Source organism: Sphaerisporangium krabiense (genome assembly GCF_014200435.1).
Classification (GTDB): domain Bacteria; phylum Actinomycetota; class Actinomycetes; order Streptosporangiales; family Streptosporangiaceae; genus Sphaerisporangium; species Sphaerisporangium krabiense.
Window position 1 is genome coordinate 4,286,590 of sequence record NZ_JACHBR010000001.1, and the last position, 23,863, is coordinate 4,310,452.

At 73.3% G+C, this 23,863-nt stretch carries 23 protein-coding genes; 12 read left to right on the top strand and 11 right to left on the bottom strand.

Annotated features, from left to right (window positions below):
- Positions 1–3 precede the first annotated feature (3 nt).
- A complete protein-coding gene (locus BJ981_RS18990; RefSeq protein WP_184616237.1) occupies positions 4–765 on the top strand; it encodes an ABC transporter ATP-binding protein in 762 nt (253 codons plus the stop codon).
- A complete protein-coding gene (locus tag BJ981_RS18995; RefSeq protein WP_184612651.1) occupies positions 762–1,961 on the top strand; it encodes an ABC transporter permease in 1,200 nt (399 codons plus the stop codon). The genes BJ981_RS18990 and BJ981_RS18995 overlap by 4 nt, the downstream gene beginning before the upstream one ends.
- Before the next feature lie 27 nt (positions 1,962–1,988).
- Here the strand turns inward: BJ981_RS18995 and BJ981_RS19000 are convergent, their stop codons facing one another.
- Genes BJ981_RS19000 through BJ981_RS19010 form a run of 3 tightly spaced genes read right to left on the bottom strand, consistent with a single transcriptional unit; the run spans position 1,989 to position 5,085 of the window.
- The gene (locus tag BJ981_RS19000; RefSeq protein ID WP_184612652.1) at positions 1,989–2,651 is read right to left on the bottom strand and encodes a response regulator; all 663 of its coding nucleotides are present in this window, start codon (positions 2,649–2,651) and stop codon (positions 1,989–1,991) included.
- The gene (locus BJ981_RS19005) at positions 2,648–3,643 is read right to left on the bottom strand and encodes a sensor histidine kinase (protein ID WP_184612653.1); all 996 of its coding nucleotides are present in this window, start codon (positions 3,641–3,643) and stop codon (positions 2,648–2,650) included. The genes BJ981_RS19000 and BJ981_RS19005 overlap by 4 nt, the downstream gene beginning before the upstream one ends.
- Positions 3,640–5,085 carry a serine hydrolase domain-containing protein gene (locus BJ981_RS19010; protein ID WP_184612654.1) on the bottom strand — a complete coding sequence of 482 codons (1,446 nt, stop codon included), beginning with the start codon at positions 5,083–5,085 and terminating at the stop codon, positions 3,640–3,642. The genes BJ981_RS19005 and BJ981_RS19010 overlap by 4 nt, the downstream gene beginning before the upstream one ends.
- A 274-nt stretch (positions 5,086–5,359) precedes the next feature.
- Here BJ981_RS19010 and BJ981_RS19015 point away from each other — a divergent pair, with 274 nt between their 5' ends.
- Positions 5,360–5,692 carry a cupin domain-containing protein gene (locus tag BJ981_RS19015; RefSeq protein ID WP_184612655.1) on the top strand — a complete coding sequence of 111 codons (333 nt, stop codon included), beginning with the start codon at positions 5,360–5,362 and terminating at the stop codon, positions 5,690–5,692.
- Positions 5,693–5,735: 43 nt separating this feature from the next.
- Here the strand turns inward: BJ981_RS19015 and BJ981_RS19020 are convergent, their stop codons facing one another.
- Positions 5,736–6,839: a Gfo/Idh/MocA family protein gene (locus tag BJ981_RS19020; protein ID WP_184612656.1), complete on the bottom strand. Its 1,104-nt coding sequence runs from the start codon at positions 6,837–6,839 to the stop codon at positions 5,736–5,738.
- A 515-nt stretch (positions 6,840–7,354) separates the two neighbouring features.
- Between BJ981_RS19020 and BJ981_RS19025 the strand changes: the two genes are divergently transcribed.
- The 4 genes from BJ981_RS19025 (at position 7,355) to BJ981_RS19040 (ending at position 11,337) form a co-directional block, all read left to right on the top strand.
- Entirely contained in the window at positions 7,355–8,209 is an 855-nt protein-coding gene (locus BJ981_RS19025; protein ID WP_184612657.1) for an MIP/aquaporin family protein, read from the top strand.
- A gap of 10 nt (positions 8,210–8,219) precedes the next feature.
- Entirely contained in the window at positions 8,220–9,737 is a 1,518-nt protein-coding gene (gene glpK / locus BJ981_RS19030) for a glycerol kinase GlpK (protein ID WP_184612658.1), read from the top strand.
- A gap of 386 nt (positions 9,738–10,123) precedes the next feature.
- Entirely contained in the window at positions 10,124–10,756 is a 633-nt protein-coding gene (locus tag BJ981_RS19035) for an HNH endonuclease family protein (protein ID WP_239139232.1), read from the top strand.
- A gap of 140 nt (positions 10,757–10,896) precedes the next feature.
- Positions 10,897–11,337 carry a nuclear transport factor 2 family protein gene (locus tag BJ981_RS19040; protein WP_184612660.1) on the top strand — a complete coding sequence of 147 codons (441 nt, stop codon included), beginning with the start codon at positions 10,897–10,899 and terminating at the stop codon, positions 11,335–11,337.
- A 6-nt stretch (positions 11,338–11,343) separates the two neighbouring features.
- On the opposite strand, the gene BJ981_RS19045 is transcribed toward BJ981_RS19040, so the two are convergent.
- Positions 11,344–12,204: a serine hydrolase gene (locus tag BJ981_RS19045; RefSeq protein ID WP_184612661.1), complete on the bottom strand. Its 861-nt coding sequence runs from the start codon at positions 12,202–12,204 to the stop codon at positions 11,344–11,346.
- The gene (locus BJ981_RS19050) at positions 12,201–13,145 is read right to left on the bottom strand and encodes a LysR family transcriptional regulator (protein WP_184612662.1); all 945 of its coding nucleotides are present in this window, start codon (positions 13,143–13,145) and stop codon (positions 12,201–12,203) included. Before BJ981_RS19050 ends, BJ981_RS19045 begins: the two co-directional genes overlap by 4 nt.
- A 109-nt stretch (positions 13,146–13,254) precedes the next feature.
- Between BJ981_RS19050 and BJ981_RS19055 the strand changes: the two genes are divergently transcribed.
- Positions 13,255–14,811: a penicillin-binding transpeptidase domain-containing protein gene (locus BJ981_RS19055; protein WP_184612663.1), complete on the top strand. Its 1,557-nt coding sequence runs from the start codon at positions 13,255–13,257 to the stop codon at positions 14,809–14,811.
- A gap of 45 nt (positions 14,812–14,856) precedes the next feature.
- Here BJ981_RS19055 and BJ981_RS19060 read toward each other — a convergent pair whose 3' ends face one another.
- The gene (locus BJ981_RS19060; protein WP_184612664.1) at positions 14,857–15,429 is read right to left on the bottom strand and encodes a hemerythrin domain-containing protein; all 573 of its coding nucleotides are present in this window, start codon (positions 15,427–15,429) and stop codon (positions 14,857–14,859) included.
- Positions 15,430–15,632: 203 nt separating this feature from the next.
- Between BJ981_RS19060 and BJ981_RS19065 the strand changes: the two genes are divergently transcribed.
- Complete coding sequence (locus BJ981_RS19065; RefSeq protein WP_184612665.1) at positions 15,633–17,117, top strand: WGR domain-containing protein; 1,485 nt, start codon at positions 15,633–15,635, stop codon at positions 17,115–17,117.
- A 52-nt stretch (positions 17,118–17,169) separates the two neighbouring features.
- Here BJ981_RS19065 and BJ981_RS19070 read toward each other — a convergent pair whose 3' ends face one another.
- A complete protein-coding gene (locus BJ981_RS19070) occupies positions 17,170–17,958 on the bottom strand; it encodes an inositol monophosphatase family protein (protein ID WP_184612666.1) in 789 nt (262 codons plus the stop codon).
- Between the two features lie 180 nt (positions 17,959–18,138).
- Between BJ981_RS19070 and BJ981_RS19075 the strand changes: the two genes are divergently transcribed.
- On the top strand, positions 18,139–19,383 hold the full coding sequence (locus tag BJ981_RS19075) for an MFS transporter (protein WP_239139233.1): 1,245 nt from the start codon (positions 18,139–18,141) through the stop codon (positions 19,381–19,383).
- A 54-nt stretch (positions 19,384–19,437) separates the two neighbouring features.
- Here the strand turns inward: BJ981_RS19075 and BJ981_RS19080 are convergent, their stop codons facing one another.
- Together BJ981_RS19080 and BJ981_RS19085 are read right to left on the bottom strand one after the other, a co-directional pair.
- Positions 19,438–21,288 carry an MFS transporter gene (locus BJ981_RS19080; protein ID WP_184612668.1) on the bottom strand — a complete coding sequence of 617 codons (1,851 nt, stop codon included), beginning with the start codon at positions 21,286–21,288 and terminating at the stop codon, positions 19,438–19,440.
- A 34-nt stretch (positions 21,289–21,322) separates the two neighbouring features.
- Entirely contained in the window at positions 21,323–21,793 is a 471-nt protein-coding gene (locus BJ981_RS19085; RefSeq protein WP_184612669.1) for a MarR family winged helix-turn-helix transcriptional regulator, read from the bottom strand.
- Between the two features lie 234 nt (positions 21,794–22,027).
- Here BJ981_RS19085 and BJ981_RS19090 point away from each other — a divergent pair, with 234 nt between their 5' ends.
- The gene (locus BJ981_RS19090; protein ID WP_239139234.1) at positions 22,028–22,882 is read left to right on the top strand and encodes a DUF4253 domain-containing protein; all 855 of its coding nucleotides are present in this window, start codon (positions 22,028–22,030) and stop codon (positions 22,880–22,882) included.
- A 196-nt stretch (positions 22,883–23,078) separates the two neighbouring features.
- Positions 23,079–23,282: a DUF5302 domain-containing protein gene (locus tag BJ981_RS19095; RefSeq protein ID WP_184612670.1), complete on the top strand. Its 204-nt coding sequence runs from the start codon at positions 23,079–23,081 to the stop codon at positions 23,280–23,282.
- 87 nt (positions 23,283–23,369) lie between these two features.
- On the opposite strand, the gene BJ981_RS19100 is transcribed toward BJ981_RS19095, so the two are convergent.
- Complete coding sequence (locus tag BJ981_RS19100; RefSeq protein WP_184612671.1) at positions 23,370–23,846, bottom strand: hypothetical protein; 477 nt, start codon at positions 23,844–23,846, stop codon at positions 23,370–23,372.
- Between the last annotated feature and the right edge of the window lie 17 nt (positions 23,847–23,863).

Below are 23,863 nucleotides of genomic sequence, written 5' to 3' on the forward strand. Positions count from 1 at the left end.
GCCATCGTCCGCCTCTCCGACGTCCGCAAGACCTACGCCGGGCACGTGGAGGCGCTGCGCGGGGTGAGCCTGACCGTCGAGCCCGGCGAGCTGCTGGCCATCGTGGGGCCGTCCGGGTCGGGCAAGTCCACGCTGCTCCACATGATCGGCACGCTGGACCGTCCGACGTCGGGCGGCGTCCGCATCGCCGGGTACGAGGTCGGGGAGCTGTCGGACCGCGAGCTGTCCGCGCTGCGCGCCCGCCGTCTCGGCTTCGTCTTCCAGCAGTTCCACCTGGCCCCCGGGACGAGCGCGCTCGACAACGTGGCCGACGGCCTGCTCTACGGCGGTCCCGGGCTGCGGGAGCGGCGCGAGAGGGCCGCCGCCGCGCTGGAACGCGTGGGGCTCGGGCACCGGCTCGGGCACCGGCCGCACCAGATGTCGGGCGGCGAGCAGCAGCGGGTGGCCGTGGCCCGCGCGGTCGTCGGAGACCCTCCGCTGCTGCTGGCCGACGAGCCGACCGGCAATCTGGACTCCGCGGCGGGGGCCGAGGTGCTGGAGGTCCTCGGCGCGCTGCACGCCTCGGGCACGACCGTGGCGATCATCACGCACGACGCGGAGATCGCCGCCTGGGCGCCGCGCAGGATCCGGGTCAGGGACGGCCTGATCGCCGCCGACGACGGCCCGGGCACCGGCCGCCGCGCACCCGCGCCGGCATCACGCCCGGCGCCGGACACGACATCCGGGACGGCCTCGGGCGCGCCGGCAGGACGGGGGTCGCTGTGAGGGCGCGGGCGGGACTGGTGCCGGCGCGGCTGGGGGCGCGGGACCTGCTGCGGGTCGGGGCGGCGGGCCTGCGGACCCGGCCCGCCCGGGTCGTGCTGTCGGCCCTCGGCATCGCGATCGGCATCGCCACGATGGTCGCGGTCATCGGCATCTCGTCCTCCTCGCGGGAGGAACTGCTGCGGCAGCTCGACCGGCTCGGCACGAACCTGCTCACCGTGGCGCCCGGCCAGACCATGTTCGGCGACCAGGCCGAGCTGCCGAAGGAGTCGGTGGAGATGGTCCGCAGGATCGGCCCGGTGACGACGGCCGCCGCGACGGGAAGCACGGACGCCACGATCCGCAGGACCGACCGCATCCCCAAGGAGGTCACCGGCGGCATCGCCGTCCAGGCGGCCACCGAGGGGCTCGCCACGACGCTGGAGGGCGCCGTCCGGCACGGTACCTGGCTCAACGCGGCCAACGCCGACAAGCCCGCCGTGGTGCTCGGCTCGGTCGCCGCCGACCGGCTCGGCATCCACCGGGTGGGGCCAAGGGTGTGGATCGGGAACCGCTGGTTCACCGTGGCCGGCATCCTGGACGCGATGCCGCTGGCCCCCGAGATCGAGCGGTCCGCGCTCGTGGGGTGGCCGGCCGCCGAGCGCTACCTGGGCTTCGACGGGCACCCGACCAAGATCTACGAACGGTCGGACGACGCGGCGGTGGAGGCGGTGCGCCAGGTGCTGCCGCGCACGGTCAACCCCGAGAACCCCGGCGAGGTGGACGTCAGCCGTCCCTCGGACGCGCTCGCCGCCCGAGCCGCCGCCGCGGGGGCGTTCACGAACCTGCTGCTCGGCCTCGGCGCGGTGGCGCTGCTGGTCGGTGGCGTGGGCGTGGCCAACACGATGGTGATCTCGGTGCTGGAGCGCCGCCGCGAGATCGGCCTGCGCCGCTCGCTCGGCGCGACCCGGGGGCAGGTGCGGCTGCAGTTCCTGGCGGAGTCGCTGCTGCTGTCGGCGCTCGGCGGCGCGGTGGGCACCGTGCTCGGCGCCGCGGCCACGCTCGGGTACGCGCTGGTCAAGGACTGGCCGGCCGTCGTGCCCGCGTGGGCGGCGGGCGGGGCGCTGCTGGCGACGCTGGCCATCGGCACGATCGCGGGGATCTACCCGGCGATGCGCGCGGCCCGGCTGTCCCCGACCGTCGCGCTCGCCACGACATGATCGCGGGCGTCCTTCCCGGAGCGGAGGTCAGCCGGGGGCGTCCGCCACCAGGCCGGCCTCGTGGGCGGTGATGGCGGCCTGGACCCGGTTGCTCATGCCGAGCCGCAGCAGGATGGCGCTGACATGGGATTTGACGGTGCCCTCCGACAGGGACAGCCGCCGGCCGACCTGCTGGTTGGACATGCCCTGGCCGACCAGGGCCAGCACCTCGCGCTCGCGCGCGGTCAGCGACTCCACCCGCCTGCGCGCCGCCGCCGCCCGGGAGAACCGGTCGCCGCTCAGCCGCGTGATGACCTTGTGGGCGATCCTCGGCGACAGGTAGGCCGCCCCGTCGGCGACCGCCCGCACGCCGATGAGCAGTTCGCGGGGGTCGGCGGCCTTGAGCAGGAAGCCGGCCGCACCCACCTCCAGCGCACGGGCGACGTAGTCGTCCTCGTCGAAGGTGGTCAGCATGATGACCGCGACGTGCGGCATGACGGCGCGCAGCTCGGCCGCGGCGGCCAGCCCGTCCAGGCGGGGCATGCGAATGTCGAGCATCGCGATGTCCGGCCGGTGCGCCCGTACCAGCTCGACCGCCGCACGCCCGTCGGCGGCCTCGGCGACCACCTCGATCTCCGCGTCGGTGGCCAGGATGGACCGTACCCCCGCTCGGATCATGGCCTCGTCGTCGGCCAGCACCACCCGGATCATCGGCGTGTTCCCTCTTCTTCCCGGTCGAACGGAATCCGTGCCGCCACGGTGAATCCCCCTTCGGAGGGGCCGGCGTCGAACGTGCCGCCGAGCAGCCGTACCCGCTCGCGCAGCCCCGCGAGCCCGCTCCCGCCTCCTTCGCCCGGCGGCGCCGGCGGCGGCGCGGCGGCGGACGCGGAGTCGGTCACGGTGACGGCGACCGCGCCGGGATCCTGCTCGACGCGGACGAGCACGTCGGCGCCGGGCGCGTACCGGGCGGCGTTGGTCAGCGACTCCCGCACCACCTGGTAGGCGGCCCGGTCCACCAGCGGCGGCGGCGCCTGGTCGCCGGTGAGATGGAAGGCGACGGACAGGCCGGCCTCACGCGCGCGCTCCACCAGCTCCCGCAGGGACTCCCGCTCGGGAACGTCTGGAACGCCGCTCTCGCGCAGCAGCGCGACGGTATGGCGGAGCCGGTCGGTGGCGGTGACCGCGCCGGCCCGCAACCGCGCGACCGCCTCGCGGTTCGCCTCGGTCATGTCGGCGGCCAGTTCCAGGGCGCCGGCGCGCAGCGCGATCAGCGCCAGCTCGTGGCCCAGCGAGTCGTGCATGTCGGAGGCGATGCGGGCGCGTTCGCGGAGCCGGGCGTGTTCGGCGACGTACTCCCGCTCCCGTTCGAGCCGGGTGACCCGCTCCCGGCCCGCCTCCACCAGTTCGGCCTGCTGCCGCCGGAAGCGGCCGGCCAGCCACGGGAGCGTCACGAACAGGCCCAGGCTCATCAGCGCGCCGACGCCGGTCCAGAAGTCCGCCACGGCGGCCACGATCCCGGCGAGCGCGATGGGGAGCGGCCAGAGCGCGTCCCGCCGCCGCAGTGCCAGATGGCGTCCGTGCAGGTAGGCGGCCACGCCCAGCAGCACGAACGACAGCTGCCGCCAGACCGGGATGTCGTCGAGGTGCAGCCCGTTGACCAGGGCGAGCACCGCGATCGCCGCCAGAATCGCGCCGTTCCTCACCGGGACGACACTACCGATCGCATCCTCACCAGCCGCGCCACGGTGGTGGCGACCCCCGCCACGGCCGCGGCCGCCACGGTGATCGTCAGCGGTGCGGGGAAGTAGGTGAGCTGCTCCCAGGTGACCGTCCGGCCGTTCATCAGCACCGATGCGAGCGCGGGGTAGCCGGCGAGCAGCGCGGCGGGCAGCAGCGCCGGGACCAGGCGCATCGCGACCCGTGGGCCGGAGCTCCCCACCCGGCGGCGCGCCCAGCGGGCCGAGCGCAGCACGCCCAGCACGCCGAGGGCCGCCGCCGTCAGCGTGATCAGGCCGAGGACCAGTTCGATCGTCTGCCGGTCGCGGCCCGGCACCTCGGGCGTGTCGCCCCGGCTCAACGCGACCAGGCCGCGCAGCACGTCGTAGGTGCTCTCGTAGAGGGAGGCGCTGTTGGTCATGACCGCGAAGCCGTAGCCGGTGTCGGGGTCGATCGCCTGCACGGCGGTGTAGGTGAACAGGTTGCCGGCGTGTACGAGCAGCCGGGCGCCGCCGATGACGTCGCCTCCCCAGCCCATGCCGTAGTCCTGCACCGCGGAGGGGGCGTGCATGGCCCGCAGGCTCTCCGGCTTCACCAGCGGCACGCCGTGGCCGGTCTGGCTGCTCAGCCACCTGCCCATGTCGGCCGCGGTGGTGACGACCCCGCCGCTGCCGCCGTCGTTGGCGAAGCCGGGCAGCGCGGCCCTCGGCACCCACGCGCCGTACAGCGAGACGAACCCCTTGGACGGCGGTTCGGCGGCCTGGCGGCCGATGGCGCTGCGGGTCATGCCGAGCGGGCCGAAGACGCGCCGCCTCATGTAGTCGCCGTAGGGGCGGCCCGAGGCGACCTCGACCAGCCGGGCGGCCACGTCGTAGTTGACGTTGCAGTACTCCCAGTGCGCGCCGGGGTCGGCGGCCAGCCGGCCCGTGCTCAGCGTGGACACGTATCCGGTGAACGAGGTGGACGCCTGCGCCGCGCCGATGTCGACGGTGGTGTCGGACAGGCCGGAGGTCTGGTTCAGCAGGTGGCGCACCGTGATCTTCGCGGCGCGCGGATCGGCCATGCGGAACTCCGGCAGCCGCGCGGCGACGGGCTCGTCCAGCTTGATCTCGCCCTCGTCGACCAGGGTCATGACCGCCATGGCGGTGAAGGACTTGCTGAGTGAGGCGATCTGCATGGGGGTGTCCTTGGTGATCGGCCGTCCCTCCGCGTCGTGCCCGTATCCGGCGGCGTGCACGATCGTGTCGTCACGGGTCACCACCACCGACATTCCGGGGAGGCCGGTGGACTTCATGGCCTTGGCGAGGTAGGCGTCTATGGCGGCCGGGGCCGGTGCGGCGGCGGGCGGCGCGGCGTGGGCGGCGGGGGCCACCGCGGGGAAGAGCGCCAGGCCCGTCGCCGCCACCAGGCCGATGAGGTGGCGTTTCATAAGGACGAACCTAGGAATCGGCGGCGCTCCGATCCTCCGCCGATCGGCCACGGCCGTCTCTGACGAAAGTAAGGGTCACATCGTGCCGGGGCGGGATCGGCCGGCGCCGGCGATGCGCGGCCCGGCCGTCGCGCTCGCCGCGATGTGATCGCGGGTAAACGGTGTGACAGGGGTAGTGATCTCGGCGAGGGGCGTCGCGCCGCGTCCGCTCCGCGGGTAGTCCGGCAGGCCGCGCAGGGCCGAGGGGACCAGGGGATCACGAAGGGGATACGCCATGCAGAAGTTCTCTCTCGTAGCACTAGGCCGTGTGCAGCTCGACCGTGCGGCGGAGTCCTCCGGCGGGCACGCGGCCGAGACCGTGGTCGGCGGCCACGAGCGCGTGCTGCGCCAGACGGTGATCGCCCTGCTGAAGGGCTCGGTGATGAGCGACTTCGAGAATCCCGGCGAAGGCTCCTTCCACGTCCTGGAGGGGCGGATCCGCGTGACCTCGGCCGGGGCGACCTGGGACGTCCTGGCCGGTGACCTGCTGGAGCTGCCCGACGCCCGCCAGCGCGTGGAGGCGCTGGAGGAGTCGGTGCTGCTGTTCACGGTCGCCAAGACGCTGTGACGCGGCGGGCGGGCGGCCCGGGGAGCGCCGTCCGCCCGACGCCTCAGCCGAGCGTCGCCTCGTGGGGGTCCCAGCCCGCGGGCAGCGGCTCCGGCGCCGGCACGGTGGTGCGCAGGTGCCGGAACTCGGCGTGCCGGGCGGAGCCGATGATCGAGGCCATCGTCTCCAGCACGTGCAGCGCGAGGATGCCCGAGGCCCGGTGCGGGACCCCGGCGCGCAGCGCGCGGGCCATGTCCAGCACGCCGATGCCGCGCCCCACCGTCGTCCCCTCCACCGGCAGCTCCCGCCAGCCGCCGTCGCGGTTGCCGCGGACGCGCAGCGGCCCGCCGAAGGTGTTCGGATCGGGCAGCGACAGCGTGCCGTCGGTGCCGATGATCTCGACCGAGGCCGTGTAGGCGGGGGAGTCGAAGCTGAACGTCGCCGACGCGGCCGCGCCGCCGACGAAGTCCAGCAGCGCCATGACGTGCGTCGGCACCTCGACGGCGAAGCTCGTCCCGCCGCGCGGCCCCGAGCCGATCACCCGGTGCGGGCGGGCCTGCCGCGCGCTCGCCGCCACCTTCGACAGCGGGCCGAGGGCCGCCACCAGGGCGGTCAGGTAATACGGGCCCATGTCGTACAGCGGGCCCGCCCCGCCCTGGTACAGCCACTCCGGGTTCGGGTGCCAGGACTCCGGTCCCGGGCTCTGCATCACGGCGGTCGCCGCGACCGGCGTGCCGATCAGGCCGGACACGATGGCACGCCTGGCCGACTGCAAACCCGCGCCGAGGAAGGTGTCCGGCGCGTTGCCGAGGCGCAGCCCGCGCGTGGCGGCCTCGGCGAGCAGCTTCTCGCCCTCGCCCGGGTCGAGCGTCAGCGGCTTCTCGCCGTACACGTGCTTGCCGGCGCGCAGGGCCGCCATCGCGACGGCCGCGTGCGCCGCCGGGATCGTCAGGTTGACGACGATCTCGACCTCCGGCACGCCGAGGATGGCGTCCACGTCCCCGGACAGGGGCACGCGGTGCATCCGGGCCTTGACGTGGGCGCGCTCCTCGTCCAGGTCGGCGACGCCGAGCACCCGCACGTCGGGAAAGGTCCTCAGGTTGCGCAGGTACGCCTCGCTGATCGCCCCCGCCCCGATGACCGCGACCCCGACGGGCCCGGCCGTCACGCGCGCCCCCGACCGGGGACGCCGGAAGCGGGGGACACCTCGTCAGGTCTCGTGTGATCTCGCACTGTGGACAACTGCACGCCCAGCGGCTTCGCCATGGGGGTCTGGCCTCCCGTTTCCGGTCCCCGAAATCAGTCGCTAAAACGCTAAAACGGGTTATTAACAATGACAACGGGTTCATTGCTATCCGGGGGAAGGACGGCACGGCGCGGGGCGGGGGCGACGCCCGGGGGCGTGGTGACGGGCGGTGACCGGCGGCGCGGCGCGGGGCGGTTCCCGGGGATGGTGTGGCAATTTCCGGGAGACGGCTCATAATCAGGAAGGGTGATCGGTCTGGCGACCCAGCGCAGCCGGACGTATTCCACCATGTCCGCACTTAGCGGCAAAAAATCCTTGACCCCATCGCGGACGCGGCTTTCGCCGCCTCGGACGCGGTATCGGCGCAGGCCACCGCCGCACCGATGGGAGCGCTCCCCCTTTACGGCAGGTGGCCCGCGCGGAGAGGAAGACAGGACATGCCAAGCAGTACAAGCAGGACAACCCGGATAAGTGGCGCAAAAGGCACGAGAAAGGCCCCCGCCCTGGTCGGCGAGTTCGCCGCGGAGTTCGCGGGCACGCTGATCCTCATCCTGTTCGGCACGGCGGTCGTCGCCCAGGTCGTCGCGGGCGGGATCGGCGGCCACGACAGCATCACCTGGGCCTGGGGCCTCGGCGTCACGCTCGGCGTCTACACCGCGGGCCGGATCAGCGGCGCGCACCTCAACCCGGCCGTCACGGTCGCCCTCGCCGTCTTCAAGGGCTTCGCGTGGCGCAAGGTGCCGCCGTACGCGGCCGCGCAGCTGCTCGGCGCGTTCGCGGCGGCGCTGCTCGTCCGCTGGAACTACGCCGAGGTGCTCACCGCGGCCGACCCCGGCCTCACCATCAAGACCCAGGGGGTGTTCTCCACGCTGCCGGGCAACGGCACGCTGCCCGTGGACCAGTGGGGCGCCTTCCGCGACCAGGTGATCGGCACGGCGATCCTGCTGTTCCTCGTCCTCGCCGTCACCGACCTCGCCAACGGCGCGCCCGCCGCGAACCTGGCGCCGTTCGTCGTCGGGCTCGTCGTCGTCGGCATCGGCATGGCCTGGGGCACCAACGCCGGGTACGCCATCAACCCCGCCCGCGACCTCGGCCCGCGGCTGGCCTCGTGGCTCACGGGGTACGAGACCGCGTGGCGAGATCAGTACGGTGGCCTGTACTTCTGGGTGCCGATCGTGGCGCCCTTGATCGGCGGCGTGGCAGGCGCGGGCCTGTACCAGGCGCTCATCGCCCGCCACCTGCCGCGGCCGGGTGAGCCCGAGCCGGGGAGGATCCCCACCGAAGCCGTCTGAGGAGGCGACCATGGCTGACTTCGTCGGAGCAGTCGACCAGGGCACGACCAGCACCCGATTCATGATCTTCGATCACGGCGGCAACGAGGTCGCCCGGCACCAGCTCGAACACGAGCAGATCCTCCCGCGGGCGGGCTGGGTGGAGCACAACCCGGTGGAGATCTGGGAGCGCACCCGCGCGGTGATCGAGACCGCGCTCGGCGCGGCGAACCTCACCGCGGCCGACCTCGTCGCGCTCGGCGTCACCAACCAGCGCGAGACCACCATCGTCTGGGACCGCAGGACCGGCCGCCCGTACCACAACGCCATCGTCTGGCAGGACACCCGCACCGACCGCATCGCCGCCGCGCTGGAGCGCGAGGGCAAGGGCGACGTCATCCGCCGCAAGGCGGGCCTTCCCCCCGCGACGTACTTCTCGGGCGGCAAGATCCAGTGGATCCTGGAGAACGTCGAGGGCGTGCGGGCCGCCGCCGAGGCCGGGCACGCGGTGTTCGGCACCACCGACACCTGGCTGCTGTGGAACCTCACCGGCGGCGCCGAGGGCGGCGTGCACGTCACCGACCCCACCAACGCGAGCCGCACGATGCTGATGGACCTGGAGACCCTCGACTGGGACGACGAGCTGCTGTCGTTCTTCGGCGTCCCCCGCGCGATGCTGCCCGAGATCCGCCCGTCGTCCAACCCGGACCTGTACGGGGTGACGCGCGGCGACGGGCCGCTGCGCGGCGAGGTGCCGCTGGCCGGCGACCTCGGGGACCAGCAGGCCGCGACCGTCGGCCAGGTGTGCTTCGGCGTCGGCGAGGCCAAGAACACCTACGGCACCGGCAACTTCCTGCTGCTCAACACCGGCCACGAACCGGTGCGCTCCCGCCACGGCCTGCTCACCACGGTCTGCTACCAGTTCGGCGACGACAAGCCCGTGTACGCGCTGGAAGGCTCGATCGCCGTGACCGGTTCGGCGGTGCAGTGGCTGCGCGACCAGCTCGGCATCATCTCCGGCGCGGCGCAGAGCGAGGCGCTGGCGCGCCAGGCCCCCGACAACGGGGGCGTGTACTTCGTGCCGGCCTTCTCGGGCCTGTTCGCGCCGTACTGGCGCTCCGACGCGCGCGGCGCGATCGTCGGGCTGTCGCGGTACAACACCAACGCGCACATCGCCCGCGCCACCCTGGAGGCGATCTGCTACCAGAGCAGGGACGTCGTCGAGGCCATGGCGGGCGACTCCGGGGTGCGCCTGGACGTGCTGCGCGTCGACGGCGGGGTCACGGCGAACGACCTGTGCATGCAGATCCAGGCGGACGTCCTCGGCGTGCCGGTGTCCAAGCCGGTCGTCGCCGAGACCACGGCCCTCGGCGCGGCGTACGCGGCCGGGCTGGCGCTCGGCTTCTGGTCCTCCACCGAGGAGCTGAAGCGCAACTGGAACGAGGACAGGCGCTGGCTCCCCGCCTGGTCGGAGGAGCGGCGCGCGGAGGGTTACGCCGGCTGGAAGAAGGCCGTCCAGCGCACGCTCGACTGGGTCGACGTCGACTGAGCGCCGCGAGGGCGCCCGCCCCGCCGAAGGCCCGGCCCGGTTCACCCCGGCCGGGCCTTCGGCGTTCCGAGGTCCGGCTCTTCCGGGGGGCGCCCGTGGCCGTTCGCGGGGGGCTCCGGGCCTGGAACGACGGGGGTTCACCGTGATTTCGCCGGGACGTTCCCCGGCCTCGTGACGGCCCGGCGGATCTTCGCCCCGGGGTCGCCGCTGCTCGGCGCGCGATGCGCGGATTGCCAGCGCATCTCCTGACCAAGCCGGAGGAATCCCGTCAGCAAAGGCTGATATTTCTCGACAATCGGTGCGGTGTAATCGTCCGTTCTGTCTCGTCAACCCCGTGGACCCGTGGCCGCACGCCGCGCCGGGCCCGGAGACAGAAGGAGAGACTCGTGAGACGAGTCCCGTTCCTCGCCACCGCCCTCGCCCTCGCCCTCGCCGTCACCACCCTGGCGACCGCCCCCGCCCACGCCTTCACCCCGCCGAACATCCCCTCCCTCAGCACGGCCACCGCCGAGCTGAACGCGCTCACCGTGGACGTCGAGCGCAACGCCGGCACCTACGACCGCGCCCTGTTCCCGCACTGGATCACGATCTCGGGCACCTGCAACACCCGCGAGACCGTGCTGAAGCGCGATGGCAGCGGCGTCGTCACGAACTCCGGTTGCGCGGCCACCGCGGGCCAGTGGTACTCGCCGTACGACGGCGCGACCTGGACCGCCGCCTCCGACGTGGACATCGACCACATGGTGCCGCTGGCCGAGGCGTGGCGCTCCGGCGCGCACGCCTGGACCACCTCGCGGCGCCAGGCGTTCGCCAACGACCTCGGCAACCCGCAGCTCTGGGCCGTGACCGACAACGTCAACCAGGCCAAGGGCGACGACGACCCCGCGCTCTGGAAGCCCCCGCTCACCTCGTTCTGGTGCACCTACGCCAAGGCGTACATCGACGTGAAGTACGAGTGGAGCCTGACCGTCGACAGCGCGGAGAAGTCGGCGCTGTCGAGCATGCTCGGCCGCTGCTGACCTCCCCTTCCCGTGCATGTGCCGGCCGCCGTCCGAGGGGACGGCGGCCGGTTTCGCGCTTGACAACCGGAGTGCTCTCTCCGCATGCTGGAACTGGAGTTTTCACTCCGGTTATTCCCGATCTTTGGAGGAGTTCCGTCATGCCCGGATCCGGCCCGCCCACGCCCGCCCTCACCCCGCGCGAGGTCTTCGAGCGCCATGCCGCGCGCATCTCGGCCGGGGAGTGGGAGAGCCTCGCCGACCTGTACGCCGAGGACGTCGTCATCGAGGTCCCCCTGGCCATCCCCGCCCCGACGCGGATCGAGGGCAAGAAGGAGATCACCCGCCACCTCGCCGACCGGGTGGGCCAGGTGAGGCTCCAGATCCTGGAGCACGTGGTGCACGAGACCGCCGACCCCGAGGTCGTCATCGCCGAGTTCACCCACCGGGGAGAGATCCTCGCCACCGGCCGCACGTGGACGTCCAAGAACGTCCAGGTGCTGCGCGTCCGCGACGGCCTCATCGTGGCCTCGCGCGACTACCACGACCACTACAGGATCAACGAGGCGTTCGGCGGGCCGCCCGAGGCGCTCGACGGCTGAGCGGCGTCACGGCGCGCGCAGATGGTCCACCGCGGCGCGGGCGACGGTGCCGATCGCCGCGTCCGCGCGCGGCTGGTGCTGGGCGGTGCCGATCGAGCGGGTGAACACCGCCACCGCGTACCGCCCGCCGTCGGGGTACTCCACGACGCCCACCTCGTTGCGTATCGTCGGCAGCGACCCGGTCTTGCCGCTGACCACGACGTCGTCGTAGGGGAACCCCGACGCCAGGCGGTGCGGCCACACCTGCAGGCTGAGCAGGCGGCGGATCGCGGCGCACGACTCCGGCCCGGCGGCCTCGTCGCGCCACACCATGCGGAGCAGCCGGGTCATCTCGCGCGGGGTGCTCCGGTTGGTGCGCGCCGGGTCGAGCACGCGCAGGCGGCCGAGCGTCCGGGGGTCCAGGGGCTCGGCGGCCTCGCCCAGGTCGGCGGCGAGCGCCGCCAGCAGCCCGCGGCAGTCGTGCTCGACCCAGGTGTCCGTCAGCCCCAGCTTCGCCAGCATCCCGTTGACCGCGTCCAGCCCGACCCGGGCCGCGAGGACGTCCGCGGCGGCGTTGTCGCTCACGCTGATCATCAGGAACGCCAGGTCCCGCAACGACAGGGTGGCCGCGTCCAGCATGGCCGCGAGCCCCGTGGGGCCCTCCGTACGGCCGCCGGCCGCGACCTCGCACCGCTCCGCCGGATCGAGCAGCCCCGCCTCGGCCTGCCGGTAGAACTCCACCAGCAGCGGCAGCTTGAACACCGACGACAGCACCACCGGCTCGTCCGAGCCGACGCCGACCTCCGCGCCGGTGTCCAGATCGACCGCGTGGACCACGCCGGTGACGGCCGCCGCGCGGAAGACGGCGGCCAGGTCGGGCCGCCTCATGCCAGCAGCCCGGAGGCCGGGCGGTGGGCGATCCTGCGCGCCCGCGCGGCTCCGTCGTCGGTCATCCCGGCATTCTCCCGCAGCACCCGCACGGCCACCGCGCCGAACTCCTCCACCGCCGGGCCCGGCCGGCGCCAGGCCACCGACACCCGCCAGGCCAGCGGGTCGCCGAGCAGCGGCCGCCAGACCACGCCCGGCTGCTCCACCCGGGGGCCGAACGCGACGGCCGTGCCCGACATCACCAGGCCCAGCGTGAACTGCGGGTGGGCCGCGGGATGCACCTCGCCGGGGACGTACCCGTGCCGGCGGCACTCGGTCAGCGTCTCCTCGTGCAGGCCGGGCTCGCTCTCGCGCGGGAGCAGCACGAGCGGCCGGGTGGCGAGGTCGGCCAGGTGCACCGAGGAGAACCCGGCCAGCGGATCGTCCGCCGGCAGCAGCACCCCCGGATGCTGCACGAGCATGGGCCCGTACGTCAGCCCGGCCGCGCCGGCCGGGTGGCGGATCACCCCGCCGTCGAGCTCGCCGTCGGCCAGCGCCCTCACCTGGTCGGCCGTGCACATCTCCGTCAGCGCGGGACGCAGGGGAGGGTCGGCCTCGCGCAGCGCGGCGAGCAGGGCCGCGACGGCCGCGCCGCCGAGGTCGGGCGGCACCCCGATGCGCAGGCCCGCCGCGCCGTCGCCGCCCGCCCGCGCCATCAGCTCGCGGACGCGGTCGGCGCGCGCGACGAGGTCGCGGGCCTCGGCGAGCAGCAGCCTGCCCGCCTCGGTCAGGCGGACCTGGCGGCTCGACCGGTCGAACAGCCGCACGCCGAGCTCCTCCTCCAGCCGCTTGACGCGCTGGCTGAGCGGCGGCTGCGCCATGCCGAGCCGGGCCGCCGCGTTGCCGAAGTGCAGTTCCTCCGCGACGACGACGAAGAGGCGCAGGTGCCTGATCAGGTCCATCACCAGCGAGGATATCCAAACAAGTATCAAACGCGACGAGATATCAGTATTGGACATGAACCCGCGCCATCTGCTGTCCTCTTCACTCCTGAACCGAACGGGGGATCGGATGAGGCGAACAGCAGTGATCACGGTCGCGGTGGCCACGGTGGTGCCGCTGGCCGTGGCGGGCGGCGTCATATGGGCGCTGCGCACGCAAGGGTCGGCCGAGGAGACGGCCGCGCGGTACCTGGAAGGCTGGGCGAAGGGGGACTACGCCGCGATGCGCGCCCTGACCGCCGACCCGCCCGGCGACTTCGAGCGGTGGTACCGCGACTTCCGCGCCGACCTCAAGCTCACCTCGGCGGCGTTCACGCCCGCGCCGCCGCGCGAAGGCGAGGACGCCACGACCGTCGACTTCCGCGCCGCCCTGCGCGGCCCCGTCGACTTCTCCTACACCGGCAGGCTGACGCTGGTGAAGCGCGACCGCGCCTGGCGCGTGGACTTCTCCCCGCAGGCGATCCACCGCGACCTGAAGCCGGGCAGGCGCTTCCGCGTCGCCGAGGTTCCCGCCGAGTCCGCGCCCGTCCGCGCGGCGGACGGCACCCGCGTCGACACCGCGGACGCGCCCGGCTCGGTGCTGCAACTCGTCGACGCCCTGAAGGAGCGCTACGGCGCCCGGCTGAAGGGCAGGCCGTCCGCCCGCGTGGAGATCGTCACGGGCGGCGGCCAGAGCGTCAAGCCGGTGAAGACGATCGCGACCGGCGAGCGCGTGCCGGGCTCGCCGCTGACCACCACCGTCGACCTGCGCGTCCACCGGGCGGGGGCGGCGGCGCTCGAACGGATCGGCAAGCCCGCCTCGCTGGTGGCGCTGCGGCCCTCCACGGGCGAGGTGCTGGCCGTCGTCAACAAGCCGGGCGGGTTCAACCGCGCGCTGCTCGGCAAGTACCCCCCGGGCTCGACGTTCAAGGTCGTCACGGCCTCGGCGCTGGTGGCCGACGGCGTGGCCCCCGACGACATGGTGACGTGCCCGCCCGAGCGGACGATCGGCGGGTTCGCCTTCCACAACGCCGAGTTCCACGACTACGGCACGCTGTCGTTCCGCGACGCGTTCGCCCACTCCTGCAACACGACCTTCGGCAGCCTCGCCGTGGAGCGGCTCGGCGCCGGCCGGCTCGCCGAGGTCGCGCGCGGCTTCGGGTTCGGGGCGCCGGTCACCCCCGGCGTGCCGGCCGTGCGCGCGGAGTTCCCCGCGCCGCGCGACGACACCGACCTGGCCTCGGCCGCCATCGGCCAGGGCCGGGTGCTGGCCAGCCCGCTCAACATGGCCACCGTCGCCGCGGCCATCGCCTCGGGCACCTGGCGTGAGCCCCGGCTCGTGCCGGAGTCCCTGGTCCCGGAGGGCGGCGCCCCGCCGCGCCGCCTGGAGCCCGCCGTCGCCGCGGCGCTGCGCAAGCTCATGCCCGCCGTGGTCAGCGAGGGCACGGCGAGCGCGATCGCGTTCCCGCCGGGCACCGCGGGCAAGACGGGCACCGCCGAGTACGGGTCCGGCGAGGAGCCGCCGACGCACTCCTGGTTCATCGGCTACAAGGGCGACCTCGCGTTCGCGGTGATCGTGGAGGGCGCGGGCACCGGCGCGGCGGTCGCGGCGCCCATCGCCGCCCGCTTCCTGTCCGGCCTCGGCTGACCGCCTTCCCGTCCTCCGGCGTCCTTCCCGGCCGGCGCGGGAGGGTCAGTGGTGCCGGCCGGTCACCAGGTCGCGGATGCGGTCGGCGGTGCCCATGAGCGGGCTCGCGGCCTTGAGCAGCCCCGGCCTGGGCGGCGTGCGCGGGTGCGGGCGGGTGGGCGCGATCTTCTTGGCCCGCTCGATCTTCGACCCGAGCTCGTCCGCCCGCTCGGGGCTGATGACCAGGCGCAGCTCCGGCCAGACGTGCTCCTCCTCGTAGGCGATGTGCTCGCGCGCCTCGCTGATGAAGCCCATCAGCGTGTCCTCGTACCGGGGCTCGCCCGGCTCGTAGGAGATGAGCTCGTCCAGCGCGTACTTGCCGCGCTGCTCCTGGGCGATGGCGTGGTCGGCCATCGCGTCGCCGCCGGGCACCAGCTCCCGCACGACCGGCCAGAAGTACTCCTCCTCGACGGCCTCGTGCTTGGACTCCTCGGTGATGAGCCGGTCCACCTGCTGCTTGCGGGCCGACATGTGGGCGTCCCCGCCGCGCCCGGACATCTGGGGCCCGGACTCCAGCTCCGTCATCAGACGCTTGACCATGTCGTGATCTCGTTCCAGGACTGCGAACACGTTCGCCATGGCGTTCCTCCCCCTGCCGCCGGCGTGTTCCCTCCTTTGGGCGTTGCCCGCATCGTCCCAGGTAAACATCGGTTTCGGATCGCGCCGCCCCGTCGCGGCGTTCCGGCGGCGACCGGACGGCCGACCGGAGATCAGGGACTTGCCGGGATTTGTCGTACGACTCCCGTACGCTCCGGGGCATTCGATCAAGAAGGGACGTCGGGATGCCGCCGCGAAGCACATATCTGGAGCTCTCCGAGGACGCCGGGAGCGCGCACAAGTTCTACGAGGTGGTGGTCGCCGACACCGAGGTCACCATCACCTACGGCAGGATCGGCGAGCGCGGGCAGACCAAGGTGACCGGCTTCGCCAGCGCCGGCAAGGCCGAGGCGGCCGCGGAGAAGAAGATCGCCGAGAAGGTGCGCAAGGGATACGCGCCCGCGGTGCGCGGCGTGCGGCAGCGGCGCACGGTCACCCGGCGCACCATGCTCGTCGGCTCCGCGGGCTCCGGGTCCGGCGGCCCGGTCACGCGCGCGCACGTCCCCTCCGCGCGCAGGGCCCCGGTGCTCTGGCGGTTCTCCAGCGGCGCCGCCGCGTTCGGCATCTTCGTGGACGACCAGCGCGCCTGGGTCGGCAACCAGAACGGCGACGTCTACACCGTGGCCCACGACGGCACCGTCACCGGCCACTTCCGGCTTCCCGACGGCGTCAAGTGCATCGTCGCCGACGACTTCTGGATCTACGCGGGCGCCGACGACGGCAACGTGTACGACCTGAGCGGCAAGGTGCCGCGCCTGGCGTACGAGATCGCCGAGGACGTGGACATCTACTGGCTGGACATCCACGACGGCGTGCTCGGCGTCTCCGACCGCGCCGGGCGCATCACCATGATCGACCACGAGGACGAGTTCCAGTGGGCGAGGAAGAGCGACGGCGACTCCGCGTGGATGGTCCGCTGCGACCGCGACGCCGTCTACCACGGGCACTCGCGCGGCGTCGCCCGCTACGACACCGCCGACGGCACGCCGGTCTGGCACACCAAGGTGCGCGGCCAGGTGCTGTTCGGCTGGCAGGAGCGCGACGACGTCTACGCGGGCACCAGCCACAACCAGGTGTACCGGCTCGACAAGGCCGACGGCGCCATCGGCGCGGTCTACGACTGCGACGGCGCGGTGTTCTCCTGCGCCGCCGCCCCCGACGGCCGCTTCGTGTTCGCCGGCGACAACCACTCCTCGATCTACTGCTTCGACCGGGGCGGCGCGCGCCTGTGGAAGCTCGACACCGGCTGCGGCTCGGCGTTCTCCATGCAGTACCTGGACGAGCGGCTCTACATCGTGACGACCAACGGCACGCTGGCCTGCGTGGACGCCGGCGAGGAGGCGATCAGGGCCGCCCAGGAGGGCAGCGTCCCCGACCCGGTGGACGTCAAGGCGGCGGCGGGCCTGGCCGTGGTCGAGCCGTCGGTCGTGCTGGACAGCGTCGCCGAGAGCACGCTGATCACCGGCGAGGACGGCGTCGTGGTCGAGTGCGTCCGCGACGGCGACCGCCTGCGCGTCCGCGTCGTCACCCCCGGCTACGAGCCCCTGTGGAACGTCCAGTTCCCCAAGAACGTCCGCGAGGCCGGCGCCCGCTACGTCGTCCAGGAGGTCCGCTCCTCCGAACGCGGCGGCTTCTACCGCGCCTACGGCGACATCCGACGCCTCCTCTGACCGGCGGCCGAGGTGGGCCGAGCCCGCTCGTACGTCGCCGTCGTGGCCGGGATCACCGCGGGCGGACGAGGTCGAGCAGGAGGGTGTGGGTGGTCTCGTCGGCGGCGATGACGAGGCCGCCCGCGCCGGTGTGCGGGGGCAGGCCGTCGATGCCGGTGACGACGCATCCCGCGGCGCGGCACAGTGCGATGCCGGCGGCGAAGTGGACGCTGTCGTGCCGGCGGCCGTCGGTGACGTAGGCGGCTCGGCGGCCGGCGGCGGTCCATGCCACCGCGAGGGTGGTGGAGACGACGCGCGGGCGGAAGCGTTCGGTGAACCTCGGGTCGGCGAGGAGCGCGGTGGGACGGAAGGCGGGGGCGTTCGGGAAGGGCGGGTCGAGGTTGACGTCGACCAGCCGGGACGCGGCCGAGGGTCTCAGCGGCGTGTCCGCCCCGCCCCGGCGGACGCGGGCGTGGGCGCCGTCGGTCCAGAACACCTCACCGGTGAACGGGTCGGCGGAGGCCGCCGCCGTGACGTCCTCGCCCACGCGCAGGGCGACGTTGACCGCGACCAGCATGTTGTGGACGGCGTAGTTGAGCGTGCCGCACAACGGGTCGACCAGCCACTCCCGCTCAGCCTGCCCAGGCCCGGTACGCCCGCTCTCCTCGCCGATCACGGCGTCGCCGGGACGCGCGGCGCGGATGACGTCCAGGATCGCCTTCTCCGCCTCCAGGTCGGCGGCCGTGGCGAAGTCGCCGTCGCCTTTCTCCACGCGCGGCAGAGCCTCCCCGAACATGCCGCGCACGACGGCCGCGCCGGCCTCGGCCGCGGCCCGGGCCACCTCGACGTCGGTGATCGGCATGGACCGCAGGATAGCGGCGGCGGGCAGGAAGCTGGAGTCCAGGGCTGTCGCCGCCGGGCCAGGTGGGTAGGAGGTGGGCCGGGCATCGTCGTCGCGTGGGGAGTGCTGATGGCCGCGTCCGCTCATGCGCCCGGGGACCGCACGCCGTGGAGGGCGATCGTCGGGGGATCCATCGGGAACATGGTGGAGTGGTATGACTGGTTCGCCTACGCGAGCTTCGCCACCTACTTCGCCGCGTCGTTCTTCCCCAAGGGGAACGCGACGGCGCAGCTGCTCAACGCGGCGGGCGTGTTCGCGGTCGGGTTCTTCATGCGGCCGGTCGGCGGCTGGCTGCTCGGGCGGTACGCCGACAGGAAGGGCCGCAAGGCGGCGCTGGCGCTCACCGTCACGATGATGTCGGTGAGCGCCCTGCTCATCGCCGTCGCGCCGACCTACGCCCAGGTGGGCTACTTCGGCGCGGCGGTGCTGGTCGCGGCGCGGCTGCTGCAGGGGCTGTCGGTGGGCGGCGAGTACGCCGCGAGCGCCACCTACCTCACCGAGGCGTCCCATCCGCGCAGGCGCGGGTTCTCCTCCAGCTTCCAGTACGTCTCGATGACCGCCGGCCAGCTCGTCGGCCTCGGCCTGCAGATGCTGCTCCAGCGCACGATGAGCGACGCGGCCCTGCACGCCTGGGGCTGGCGCGTCCCGTTCGTGGTCGGCGCGGCCGGGGCCGCCGTGGTCTTCTACATCCGCCGCGGCCTGCTGGAGACCGCGGCGTACGAGGAGGAGGCGGCGGACGAGCGGCGCGGCACGGTCCGGCTGCTGCTGGAGCACAAACGCGAGGCGGCGCTGGTCATGGCCCTGACCATGGGCGGCACGCTCGCGTACTACACCTACACCACCTATCTCACCAAGTACCTGTCCAACACCGCCGGCCTGTCGAAGGCGGACGCCACGCTGGTCGGCTTCCTCGCCCTGTCGGCCTTCTGCCTGCTGCAGCCGCTGGCCGGCGCCCTGTCGGACCGCGTCGGGCGCAGGCCTCTGCTGATCATGTTCGGCGTCGGCGGCACGCTCGGCACCGTGCCCCTGCTGACCGCGCTGCGCGGCGTCACGACCGTGGGCGCGGCACTGGCGCTGTCGCTGGTGGCGCTGGTGATCGTCACCGGCTACACCTCCGTCAACGCGTGCGTGAAGGCCGAGCTGTTCCCGACGCGGGTGCGCGCCCTCGGCGTCGCCCTGCCGTTCGCGCTGGCCAACGCCGTGTTCGGCGGCACGGCCGAGTACGTCGCGCTGTGGTTCAAGAACGCCGGCGCCGAGTCCGGCTTCTATTGGTACGTCGCCGGCTGCGCCGCCGTGTCGCTGACCGTCTACGTGACCATGCGCGAGACCCGCGACGCCACGCTCAGCGGTGCCGACCGCGACGAAGGCGTGACCCAGCCCGCCTGAGCCTGACCCGAGCCCGCATGTGACCGCCTGAGCCGGCCCGCCTGGCCGCGTGGGTCACGCGGCGGTGCCGGAGGCGTCCAGCGGGGCCAGGTCCGGGTTGACGATCAGCAGGTGGCCATGGGCGTGCCGGGCCAGCTCGCGTCCCGCGCCGGCGTCCATCAGCGCCGCTACGCCGCCGTGGGACGGCGCGCCGATCACGATCAGCCGCGCGCCGAGCCGGTTGGCGTGCTGGGCGACCATGCGTCCCGCCGCCCCGTGCCCGGCGGCGGTGAGCAGCACGTGCCCGACCGCGGGGATGTCCTGGTCGGCGAGCCGCCGCAGGTGCCGCCTGACGGTGGCGCGCGCGGCGCCGACGCTCTCGACGTCCGCCACGGCCTCGCCGGTCACGACGCCCTCCCGCGCGTGCAGGACGTGGACGGCGCGCCCGCTCAGCGCGGCGAGCCGGGCCGCGGCGGCGGTCACCCGCTCGGCCGCGGGGGAGTCGTCCACGGCGGCCACGATCGGCGCCCCGGCGCCCGGGTCGGCCGGGGGCGGCGTGGGGTGCCCGTTGCCCTCCAGCGTGACCACCGCGACGTAGGAGGACGGCGCACCCGAAGGCGTCGCGTCCGGCCCGTCGACCGGCCCGTCGACCGGCCCGTCGACCGGCGCAGTGACCGGCCCAGTGAGCGGCTCAGCCGCCGTTCCGCTCACGGGCTCCGCCTCGTCCACTCCGGCCGCCTGGACGCGCTCGGCGTGCTGGAGGTGGCCGTGCGCGGTGGCCAGGATGGCGATGCCGAGGACCAGGGTGCCCGCGCCGATGTAGAACGGCACGTGGATGTTGGTGTGCTCGACGAGCTTGCCCGCCACGAACGGCGCGAGCCCGCCGCCGATGAAGCGGACGAACCCGTACGCGGCCGAGGCGATCGGGCGCTCGACCGACGAGACCGTCATCACCGCCTGCGTGGTGACGGTGTTGTTCACGCCGATGAAGACGCCCGCGACGATGACGGCGGTGACCAGCACGGGCGGGTGCGTCGTCCAGATGGCGATGACCAGCACCGTGACGGCGAACAGGGCCAGGTTCACGTACAGGGTGCGGGCGATGCCGAAGCGGTTCTGCAGCCACGGCGCCCCGAACACCGCGAAGACCGCGACCAGCAGGCCCCAGCCGGTGAACACGAAGCCGAGCTGGATCGCGTCCAGCTCCATGGGGAAGGGCGCGTAGCCGAGCACGGTGAAGAACGCCCAGTTGTAGCAGAGGGCGGTGAGCGACATCGTGAGCAGGCCGCGGTGCCGCAGCGCGCGCAGCGGTTCCATGATCCCGGTCTTGCGTCGCGGGCGCGGGGTGGGCTGGACGAGGACGAAGGTGGCGAGGAGGGCGACGGCCATCAGCGCGGCGACGCCGAAGAACGGCCCGCGCCAGCTGATGTGCCCGAGCAGTCCGCCGAGCAGCGGGCCGACCGCGATGCCGACCCCCAGCGCCGCCTCGTACAGGATGATCGCGCCCACGAACCCGCCGCTGGCCGAGGCGACGATGACGGCGAGTGAGGTGGCGATGAACAGGGCGTTGCCGACGCCCCACCCGGCGCGGAACCCGACGATCGCCCCGATGCCCGGCGAGGCGCCCGCGAGCGCGCTGAACACGACGATCAGCGTGAGGCCCGCCAGCAGCGTGTGCTTGGCGCCGATCCGGCTGGACACCCAGCCGGTGATGAGCATGGCCACCGCGGTGACGACCAGGTAGCTCGTGAAGAGCAGCGTGACCTGGCTCGGCGTGGCGTTCAGCTCGTGGGAGATCGCGGGCAGGATCGGGTCCACGAGGCCGATCCCCATGAACGAGACCACGCAGGCGAAGGCGACGGCGAAGACGGCCTTGGGCTGCTTGAAGGGGCTCACGCTCGCGCCGCCGGCAGGGTGGCTGCTCATCGGTACCTCGGCTTTCGCGCTGATCGGACGGGGGTCACAGGGGACGGCGGACGGTCCAGCGGTCCTCGGGGACGAGCCGCGTGAGCCGGTCGATGGCGGGGGCGGCCGCGAGCAGGGCGGCGCGGTCGTCCTCGCCGAGCCGGGCCATCAGCTCGGCGAGCATGCCGGCGCGGGTGCCGCGGCGCTCCGCCAGGGCGGCGCGGCCGGCGTCGGTGATGTGGACCTGGACGACCCGCCGGTCCTCGGGGTCGCCCGCGCGGGCGACCAGGCCGCTGTCCTGCAGGCGGGACACGAGCTGGGTCATGGCGGGCTGGGTGACGCCCTCGCGGGCGGCCAGCTCGGTCAGGCGGCACGGCCCCGAGCGTTCCAGGGTGCCGAGGGCGGCGACCGCGGTGAGGGACAGGTCGCCGCGCGCGCCGAGCCGGACCAGGAAGCGGGTCAGCCGTTCGAAGGCCGCCGTGACGTCGGCGGCGGGGAAGTCGCGGGCCGAACCGGGAATTTCCATAACACGCTTATATCACCGCATTATGCAACTTTCCAACCGCCGGGATCCGCACGTCAGATGTGGACATTCCTTCTATGCCTGAGCTGATGGACACGGATGCCGATCCGTCCCGGTCTCCGTACCGTAGAGATCATGGCCGGGGGCGCAGGACAGAACGGGCGGTTGTGCGGTACGACGGAAGGTGTGAGCGATCCCCCTCGCACTACCATCTCGCGTGACCGGAATGCTTTTGGTGTGGTCGGTACCGGAACGGTGGAGATGGACGACGGTGAACGCGGCATGCTGCCGGCCGCCGTGCGCCCGTTGTTCGGCGACGCCGGCGGTGGCGGACGCACCCTCTCCGTGGAGCTGCCTCCCGGAGAGCTGGTCTGGCCCGACCCCACCTACGCCCGCTTCCCCGCGCGGCGCCGTCCGGCCTTCTGGCTCAGCGAGGACCCCGCGCCGGGGGCGCTGTGGGCACAGTTGCGCGCCGAGCACCCGAGGTCGGGCCTGTGGCCCGTCCTGCTGGAGGAGTCGGTGCAGCCCTGGTCGGTCGGGCAGATCGCCCCGGACGCCGCCGCGGAGATCGACAACTACAACGTCGGCGCGTTCATGGCCGAGGTCTGGGACGACTGGGTCGTGCGGGCGCACCTCGAACAGATCGAGACCTTGGAGCCCTTCGGCCCGGTCTGCCCGGGCCCGGCCGACCCCGGCGTGCTGCGCACCGACCCCGACACCCTGGCCGACCAGTACGCGGCCGTGCTCGCCGAGCAGGGCATGCCCCTCGGCCTGGCGGCCGTCCAGCGCGGGGCGGACGCGCTGGTCGTCATGGGATGGCAGGGGGCCCTGCACCACAACGAGTGGAACGTCCCGCTGGCCGCCGTCGTGCGGAGCTGGGAGGACCGCTTCGCGGCCCGCCTGGTGAGCATGGGGTTCAACACGCTGGAGCTGAGCGTCGCCGCGCCCCCGCAGACCCCGGCGCACGCCGTGCAGGTGGCCGCCGAGCACTGGGCGTTCTGCCCCGACGCGATCGTCCAGGGCGCGGGCACGCTCGTCGACTACGCCGAGCAGATCGTCGGCAAGTACACCTGGTCCTTCTGGTGGGACTGAGCGGCGCCCGCGCTCATGAAGTCCGGCGATGTCACGACACACGTATGAACCCGAACGATGGCGCGTGAGATGATGTCCGCGGTGCTTCGCCGGATCTCGGCGTGACCGAATCGGGGGCGGGGGCCACCGTCGTCGGGCGTGCGGTCGCGTGCGTGCGAGGCCCAGTGGTTGCCCGTCCAAGAGCAGGAGGTGCCGCATGTCCGCCAACGCACCGGAGCCCGAGTCGGAGTCCAAGGCGTCCGACGACGAGTTGAAGCGCAAGTTCCGCGAGGCCCTCGAACGCAAGCGCCGCAGCCAGGCCGAGTCCAACGCCGCCGGCCGCGGCAAGAACAACTCCAAGATCGCCGGCGCCCACGGCCCCGCCGCGGGCAAGCGCTCCTTCCGCCGCAAGAGCGGCTGACCCACCCACGGGCCGCCCCGCGATCGGCTCGCGCCCGCCACGGCCCACGTCCTCACCAGGCATGGCCGTGGCGGCCGCCGTGCGGGGTCAGGGAGCGGTGGGCCAGAACTGGAGTCGGAAGAACTCGGCGTGGTAGGCGTGGCGCGGGAAATCCGGCTCCGTGTCGTTCTCGAAGACCTTGCGCTGCACGCGCACGTTCCACACCGCGTCCCGCTCGCCCAGATCGAAGACCGTGTGGAGTCGCTCATCCCCTTGGACGTCGCTCAGCGCGCTGATCTTCCCCGAGGTGATGAGAATCGTCCCGGACCACGCGTCCGCCGACCACACCTCCGTCGGCGGCCCCGACCATGACTCGTAGCGGACATGGACGGAGCCTTTGCCGGAAGGCTGCAAGGTGACGCCGTTGGGGCCGGTGTCCAGCCATTCGCCCTCGGCGGGCAGGCCGATCTCCCAGGCCGAGGGATCGGCGAGGCCGAGCTCCCCGTCCTCGTCCTCCACCGCCACGACGCCGTAGACCTCTCGGAGATTCTCGGGCTCCGTGAACGACCTGATGAGTTCCGCCATCTTCCCTTTTCCGTCTT